This is a genomic window from Chitinophaga sp. (assembly GCF_035564935.1).
GTDB lineage: Bacteria > Bacteroidota > Bacteroidia > Chitinophagales > Chitinophagaceae > Chitinophaga.
Genome location: NZ_DATMTE010000415.1, coordinates 1 through 5157 on the forward strand (window position 1 = coordinate 1; position 5157 = coordinate 5157).

At 44.0% G+C, this 5157-nt stretch carries 3 protein-coding genes; all 3 read right to left on the minus strand.

Features of this window, described 5'->3' with window-relative positions; genetic code table 11:
* Nucleotides 1-3320: SusC/RagA family TonB-linked outer membrane protein (locus tag VN105_RS10820; protein ID WP_325640700.1), on the minus strand; the 3320-nt coding region annotated here is incomplete at its 3' end.
* Between the two features lie 288 nt (nt 3321-3608).
* Nucleotides 3609-4757 carry a FecR family protein gene (locus tag VN105_RS10825; RefSeq protein WP_325640702.1) on the minus strand — a complete coding sequence of 383 codons (1149 nt, stop codon included), beginning with the start codon at nt 4755-4757 and terminating at the stop codon, nt 3609-3611.
* Between the two features lie 230 nt (nt 4758-4987).
* Entirely contained in the window at nt 4988-5140 is a 153-nt protein-coding gene (locus VN105_RS29790) for a hypothetical protein (RefSeq protein WP_414647238.1), read from the minus strand.
* Between the last annotated feature and the right edge of the window lie 17 nt (nt 5141-5157).

Genomic DNA, 5157 nt, shown 5'->3' on the forward strand with positions numbered 1-5157 from the left:
GTGAAAACATCGGAGTTAAAATCGGGATCCTCTCCAAACAGTGCTTTGGGAACATTTGTTTTTGTCTCGTCCCCTGGTTTCCTCCATCGTTCTGTAATACGTTTATTTACAGCGCCAAATTGAGTCATGTAAGTAAACATGTTGTTGTTATAGGAATTATTGAGCATTGGCAGGTCCGTATTCCGGATTTTGTGGCCTCCCTCATAAGTAAGAAGAAATGCAAAGGTGATTCCTTTATAAGTCAGATTACTGCTGAAAGATCCGCTGTAAACAGGTACTGTTGTACCACTGTATTGGATGGCTTCAAGCGTAGTAGGTATGATAGTGGAAGCTGTATTCTTCTCATCATATACCTGCGGCAATCCATCCTTACTTAACCCCGCCCATTTATAACTATAGATGGCATTATACGGATTTCCTACACGGGGATATGCCAGTGGATAGTCAAGCTGCAGTATGTAAAATGGTGCTTCGATATTCACGTAAGTCACTTTATTCTTATTGTACGCAAATAGCGTTGTAAGGTTCCATTTCCATTTTTTTGAAGAAATAATATCGGCACTGATAGTGGTTTCAATTCCATGATTAGTCATTTCTCCATTATTTATCTGGTAGGTAGAATATCCAAACCCTTCGGTGGGCACCCCCATTGTGTTAGCGAGAAGATCCTTTCCATTCTTCCTGTAGTAATCCACAGCGGCGGTTATGCGATTATTATACATGGTAATGTCCATCCCTATATTTCCCGTGAATGTCCTTTCCCAGGAAAGTAAGGGGTTGGGCCGGCTTGCAATAACTCCCTGCATGCCTCCCAATTGATAATTCGGGGAATACGATGCAGTCATATAAGGCGCCGCATCTTTCGCAATATTTCCTACAACGCCATACGAACCCCTCAGCTTCAGGAAAGAAACAAAACCTGGTATAAAAAAGCCCTCCCGGAATACATTCCAGCCTAATCCTACTGACCACATCGGTTTGCGTTGATATCTGGCATTTGTACCCCATAAATTGGACCTGTCCCAGCGAAGGCTTCCGGTTAACAGGTACTTATCATCGTAAGCATACCCTGCATTACTATAAATGGAAACGAACCTGTTGATCAGCTCCTTGTCAAATCCTACATCGCTGCCGCTAAATGTGCCATTGAAGAAAAGCCCTGCTCCGTTAGCCAGGTCCTGTTCATTTAGCAGGTCAAATGAAAGTACATCAGGGTCATAGTTATACTGGGTTTGATTATGAAGCTCCAGTTTATTATTCCTGGTTTCTGTACCTGCAATGGCAGTGATATTATGTTTTCCGGATGTTTTGTCGAAATTCAGCTGCTGGCGGAAAGTATAGGCATTGTTATGATTCTCATTCCGGTTAAAAATATTTCCATAAGGCAACAAATAGAAGAATCCCCTTTCTGCAGTGTATCCTGCCAGACTGTTGACCTTATTGCGAACGTAGAAACTATTTTTGTCGTACAGTAAATCTGATCGTTCATTCCCGGTTTCATACTGAAAAGATGCCTGATAATTCAGCCACGGTGCAAAACGAATATTCAGCTTACCCACACTCCTGTTAAGAAAGGCCTTATTTCCGGCCAAATTCATTCCTGTTTCATCCAGTGGGGTGATGTCCATATTGTACAAACCATATTGATCTATAATGGACATGGTATTATTGCTCAAACGGGATTTTCCTGTGGAGGTAAAATGTGTGCCATTGGTATTCACCAGGCCATCATAGGGCATATACTCATATCCCGGGCTCAGTGTGCTGAAAGTTTGTTCTTTACCTTCATCATATTGCAGGTAAGTGCCAAGTTCCAGGTCTAACCATGGAGTTAGTGTTGCTGTATTCCTGATATTAACGCCAATGTTCCTGTTGCTTGTAAATTTATCTTCCAATGCGTTGTTACGATAGGTAACAGATGCATAAAATGCATTCTTTTCGGTAGCGGAGGCGATGTTAACGTTATACTGCTGAAGAAACGGATTCCTTTTGGCATACTTTGCCATTTCATTAAAGTAGCGATAGCCGGAACCGGCAAGCTGGTTAAGTTTCCCGTCCAGTTCCGGTGCGGTTATATTCCCCGCATAATAATTCAGCAATGCAGTTGTACCCTGGCTCACATATGCTTTATTGTCCAACAGGGATTGCGCATAACTTTTGGCATCCGGTCCATGCAAACCAGGATTAGCCCCGGCCCACTCTTTCTCAAGTTCTATCATATCTGAGGCATCCGCAAGCCGGCCGGTGTAGTACCTATATGGTTGAAACGTAACTGTTGCATTCCCGTTAACCTGCGGATGTCCTTTACGCGCTTTTTTTGTAACAATAACTACCACGCCATTTGCTGCCCTTGCCCCATAAATGGAAGCTGCAGCAGCATCTTTCAGCACCGTTATCTTCTCAATATCTTCGAGATTAAGCCCGGGTACACTTTCCCTGATATCTCCGGTGGTGCTTATTGTTGAATTTTCAACCGGTAGCCCGTCTATAACGTATAAGGGAGCTGTAACCCCATTCATTGAGGTGGTGCCACGTATAAGTCCATTATTATATCCGGCTACCCGTCCTTCCAATAAAGTGCCCAGATTGCTGAGACGTTGCTGCTTCAAAGCCTCTGTAGTAATAGTAGAAAAAGCCCCGGTAGCCCGTTCCTTACTCAATGTCTGATAACCTGTTGAATAATTGTTTATGACCACCGCATCCAGGGAATCAACATAAGCAGAAAGGGTAACCGCAAGGTGTATAGTATTTGCATCCCGGGAAAGCAGTTTCGCTCCGTCCAACTTGTTTCCTTTAAGCAAGCGGTCAATGGAAACCTCGATCGTTGAAAATCCAATTGAACTGATTTGTAATACAGCCTCCTCTGCCACATCTTCCAGCACAAATTGCCCCAATGAGTTCGAAGAGGTGCCCATGCCGGAATTTTTTAACCTCACTGATGCACCCGGCAATGGCTGATTTTCGCTGCCCGCTATTGTGCCCGTCACTTTAATGCGCTGTTCCTGCTCCGGTTGCGCACTAACGGCAGGCCTGGCAGAAAGGAAGATGGTTTGCACCGATATCCGGTACCTAAGCGGTTTACCTTCCAGGATCTTCTCCATAAACTGTGGCAGCGGCATATTAATAGCTGAAATGTTGGCCGATGGCTCATTTTCCAGCAGATGCCTGTTATACATTACAACAAAACCAGATTGCTTTTTGATTTCCGCAAAAAGTTGCCGGAGCGGTACATTCTTTCCTGTAAACGTGATGCGCTGAGATGACACTTTTGCCGACAGCTGTAAGAAGAATGCCAATAATAAAATAACTGTAATCTTCATGATACGGATCAATTGTAGACAACGCTGTCGCCCATTCCCGCCAGGTTGAAATATCAGTACCTGCTTTCTACATACATCATAACAACGATAGCATAGGCACCCTGGCGCGGACAACGGCCACGACTCGCGGTTCGCATTTTTTTGCATAACTTGCACTTGTTTGGTTGTAAAACGACTCAGATTCGGTTGTTACACCTGACATTTATTTCCGGAAGTGGGTCCAATCACTTCCGGTCTTTATTTTAATCAGGTGCTCATAGATATCAGACAATATGATTGATACTATATTTATGGCAAAACAATTAACTTCCTTCCCGATACCAGCTTAAACTTCACATTCGCATCCTGCAACCCAAGCAACACATCTGAAAGCGACTCATTCCGGCTCATCTCTCCCCCGAAGGTGATGTCTGGAACACCATGCTCATAAACTACTTCCAGGTCATACCACCGGGCTATTTCCCTCATCACTTCCTCCAGCTTTTTATCACTGAAGTTGAAAAGGTTGTTCTTCCAGGCAATGGCTGCATCCACCTGTACATTCTTACTTAATTTTATATTATCCGGTGACATATTTGCCTGCTGACCCGGAGAAAGAAATACATTTTTCCCTGTCCTGTTTTCAACCGCCAGTTTACCGGAAATCAGCGTAGTACTAACCTCTTTTTCCTCCGGATATGCTTTCACATTAAAACTGGTTCCCAATACTTTTAAGAAACCACCATCATTAAGCGCAACAATAAAAGGTTGGGATGGGCTGCTTACTACTTCAAAATAAACTTCACCCGTAACTTCCACTTTCCGGTTATTCGAATCAAAATTCACGGGAAACCGGATAGATGATGCAGCATTTAACCACACCAGTGAACCATCAGGCAATTGAAAATTGAACCGCCGGCCACGTGGAGTAGCAACTACATTATATTTTAGTTCCCGGCCGGACTGATGGTTCTGTAAATAACCTAATTTCCCATTGCTCACCACAATATCACTACCTTGCTGTTTTGCAATAAGCCCCTGCTTCAGGCTATCCAGCGACACGACCGTACCATCAGAAAGGGTGAGCATAGCACCCTCCCTGCCTGGCGGCACATCTGATGGCTGGTTGGTGTATGCAATTTCTTTCGGTGTGCGATCCAGCATTTTAATCAAAAAGGAACCGGATACTATCAATAATGCTGCGGCAGCAATCTTCAGCCACCGGGGCATCCGGACTATTCCCTTCCGGGTACCGGCAGGCATCCTGACAGGTATGCTGTCAAAAATCTCCATCTGGGCGGCCATCCAGGCCGGATCATCAAGATGTTCCAGAAGCTGCGGATTCAGCGGGTTTTGATCGCTCCATAGATCCAGCTCCCGCTGCTCTTCATCCGTGATTTTGCCCTCCAGCTTCTTCAGCAGCAATGCCTCAATATGTTCGATATCCGGATTGTTCATATAATTTGAAACGGATTTATGCCCGCCATCTCTTTATTAAACAACCAAAAGATCGTTTTAACCAAAAGAAATCTGACTTTTTTCAGAAAATACGCAGAACCGTAAAACAGGTGGTAATAACAAGCCTATGAGACCGACTTCCCCCGGTCCCTACCGGAGGTTACATCAAATTCCAATGCTGCCTGTACTATTATTTCAGGGATTGGTTTATATAGCAGGACTAATTACGCTTACTTACTAAAGCAAATTTTAAAAAGAAAAAGCATAACAAGGAAACCCTTCTCTGAAAGCCTGTACCTCAATAGCTTCAGGGCACGTGCTTTCTGATTCAGTACAGTCTGAGACGATATTCCAAGACTGGCAGCCACTTCCGCGGTAGACATCCTGTTAAAATATAAAA

Bases quoted from the DNA above. Each gene is read 5' to 3' on its own strand.
- VN105_RS10825 (WP_325640702.1), bottom strand. From the start codon at position 4,757: ATGAACAATCCGGATATCGAACATATTGAGGCATTGCTGCTGAAGAAG.
- VN105_RS29790 (WP_414647238.1), bottom strand. From the start codon at position 5,140: ATGTCTACCGCGGAAGTGGCTGCCAGTCTTGGAATATCGTCTCAGACT.